3 protein-coding genes are annotated in these 2170 nt (G+C 41.3%); 2 read left to right on the top strand and 1 reads right to left on the bottom strand.

Annotated features, from left to right (window positions below; translation table 11 throughout):
* Both V7D75_RS14015 and V7D75_RS14010 read left to right on the top strand, forming a co-directional pair.
* Window positions 1–197 (top strand): aldehyde dehydrogenase family protein (locus tag V7D75_RS14015; RefSeq protein ID WP_333615055.1); only part of this gene is annotated, 197 nt, incomplete at its 5' end.
* Between the two features lie 54 nt (window positions 198–251).
* Entirely contained in the window at window positions 252–1409 is a 1158-nt protein-coding gene (locus V7D75_RS14010; protein WP_333615054.1) for an iron-containing alcohol dehydrogenase, read from the top strand.
* A 462-nt stretch (window positions 1410–1871) separates the two neighbouring features.
* Here V7D75_RS14010 and V7D75_RS14005 read toward each other — a convergent pair.
* The coding region (locus V7D75_RS14005) for a transposase (RefSeq protein ID WP_333615053.1) at window positions 1872–2170 on the bottom strand (299 nt) is incomplete at its 5' end.

Here is a 2170-nt window from a genome sequence, read left to right as displayed (position 1 = left end):
CCTATCGCATGGGTCGCGCTATAAAGGCTGGGCGAGTCTGGACCAACTGCTATGGTCTACACCCTGCGCATGCAGCCTTTGGTGGTTATAAAAATTCAGGTATCGGACGTGAAACCCACAAGATGATGCTAGACCATTACCAACAAACCAAAAATCTCTTAGTCAGTTATGACGACAATTCAATGGGACTCTTCTAGTTTCTCCATGTAGTAACCATCAAACTGATTCATATTTAAAAAGGATATTTACTTATGCGTTTTTATGATTATTTAGTACCTAACGTCAATTTCTTTGGTCCAGGCTGTTTAGAAGTTGTAGGACAACGTTGTCAGATATTAGGTGGAAAACACGCCTTGATTGTCACCGACCCATTTTTGGCTACACTCAAAGATGGTGCTGTTGAAAAGACTATTGCCTACCTCGATGCAGTCGGTATCAGTAGCAGCGTGTTTTCTGGCGTTCAGGCAAACCCTAAAGATTCCGATGTAACATCCGGACTAGCATGCTACCAAGATAATCAATGCGACATGATCGTTACCGTAGGTGGGGGTTCTCCACATGATTGCGGTAAGGCTATTGGTATTATGGCCACACATTCAGGCAAGATTGGCGATTATGCAGGTATCGATACTCTGAGCCATCCACTTCCTCCAATCGTCTCAGTAAATACCACGGCGGGTACTGCCAGTGAAGTCACACGCCACTGCGTGATTACTGACACCAAAACCCAATTGAAATACGTCATCGTCAGTTGGCGTAACTTGCCTATGGTCTCGATCAATGATCCATTGTTGATGATTGGTAAACCACGTGCTTTGACGGCTGCGACTGGTATGGATGCCCTAACCCATGCCATTGAAGCCTATGTTTCAGTAGATGCTAATCCAGTTACCGATGCAGCTGCCATTCAAGCTATCAAACTGATTGCTAACAACCTACGCACTGCAGTCGCCAATGGTAGTGATCTTAAAGCCCGTGAAAATATGGCTTATGCTTCGCTATTGGCGGGTATGGCCTTTAATAATGGTAACTTAGGTTATGTGCATGCTATGGCACATCAACTCGGTGGTTTATATGACATGCCACATGGTGTTGCCAATGCAATATTATTACCGCATGTATGCCGTTATAATTTGATCGCCAATGTACAAAAATTTGCTGATATCGCAGAATTTCTCGGAGAAAATACAGTAGGTTGTTCAGCGATAGAAGCGGCTGAAAAAGCCATTAATGCCTTGTTTAGACTTTCTGCCGATGTCGCCATCCCTGGCCATCTCAGCGAATTAGGAGTCAAAGAGCAAGACTTCGAACTCATGGCAGATAATGCATTAAAAGATGGTAATGCCTTTAGTAATCCACGCAAGGGAACAAAAGAAGATATCGTATTAATTTTTAAAGATGCATATTGATGATGTAGCAATAAATACTGTTGATATTTACTATTGGCAGTTTAAAGAATAACGAGAAAATAGATGAAGCTATCCTAGGTAATAAAAATTATTGAGGATAGCAATTCCTAATCTAATGCGGTTATCAAAATTAATCAAGAGAACAATGCTGAGTACGAGTATCGATGCCTATGTGGCGTACTAAACACGAATAGAAAATGCATAGTAAGTACATTACAAAGCACATTGCGTAATATTTCATAAAATTAAACAATTAACATCTTTAGCTTACAGCCAAATATTCGAGTCCTAACTAGAAAGTTGAATGTTCGCTAAGTACATTAAAACTACCTTATCCACTCAAACCATTGGTGCTACTAGCCTAAATATCTAAGGGTCCATTTTAAATAAGGATTAGTGGTCACGAAGGGTAGTATTTTCTAAAATATATCGAGACCATCCCGAATTCTGTGTAACTGCCCTTTAGATTAAATGCTTACTGATACGATCATCAAACATAATCATAAAACGATTCAGAGCAGACGTCCAGTTACGAATCGGCATCGACCACCTTGACGATGCCTGCTGGGTTGCCAGATATACTACCTTGAATGCTGCTTGATCAGACGGGAACACCTTACGCTTATTCACCGCTGTCCGAATCACACTGTTTAGCGACTCAATAGCATTGGTGGTATATATGACTTTTCTAATGTCTTTAGGGTAGCCAAAGAACACCGTTAAGCCCTCCCAGTTATTACGCCAAGACTTAACCACGTGCG

It is taken from the genome of Psychrobacter sp. (genome assembly GCF_036731945.1).
In the GTDB taxonomy this organism is placed as follows: domain Bacteria; phylum Pseudomonadota; class Gammaproteobacteria; order Pseudomonadales; family Moraxellaceae; genus Psychrobacter.
The sequence above is the reverse complement of the archived record's forward strand: the minus strand, read 5'-3'. Positions and strand labels throughout refer to the sequence as shown.

Coding starts and splice junctions, on each gene's coding strand:
- V7D75_RS14010 (WP_333615054.1), top strand. CDS start 252: ATGCGTTTTTATGATTATTTAGTACCTAACGTCAATTTCTTTGGTCCA.